Source organism: Roseateles sp. P5_E11 (assembly GCF_054049355.1).
The window spans coordinates 1-584 of record NZ_JBFUMO010001187.1 but is presented as its reverse complement, the minus strand read 5'-3'; the positions used below and the strand labels follow the sequence as shown (position 1 = coordinate 584).

Below are 584 nucleotides of genomic sequence, written 5' to 3'. Positions count from 1 at the left end.
GCTTTAGCCTCGAGGACGGCCTCCTGGCTGCCAAACTTCGTGCAGAGCGCCTCGCGCGCATAGTCGGCAATCGAAGACTCGTCGTCCGGCTCGAAGGCGCTCGCTTCGATCCAGACGTCAAAGATCCGCCTGTGGAGCCCAAACGGCTTTTGCTCGGCTTCCGGAGTGCCGTTGGGTCCGACCATCACGCAGCTGCAATCGAGCTGCGGGTTGTCGTGAGACAGCTCTGACGTCAGGGCAGGCAGTCCTGCCGCCTCCCATGCGGCCCAATACGCCTCGCCGATCGCGGCAAGCCATGCGCGTACCGCCTCGGGCATGGCGCCCGACTCGCAGACATACCGCTTTCCGGTGGCCAGCGCGGCTTGATGGGCCGCGACCACATTGGCGGCGCCGAAGTGGCGGTCCAGGATCTTGCGTGCGACGTCGCGAGCTGCTGGCTCGGTGTCCGCGCTGAAGGGGCTGAGTTCAAACCAGAGGGCGTACGGCGCCTGTGCGTCCGAAGGGCAGGGCGAGGCTGACCTGGGAGCAGAGGTTGGCCGCAAGGCATTGCCATTCCCGTAGCCGAGGCCGTACCAGAGCTCCAG

Annotated in this window: 1 protein-coding gene; it reads right to left on the bottom strand. The window is 66.3% G+C overall.

Annotated features, from left to right (window positions below; genetic code table 11):
• Positions 1–584 (bottom strand): hypothetical protein (locus ACXJKR_RS34245; RefSeq protein ID WP_457326657.1); only part of this gene is annotated, 584 nt, incomplete at both ends.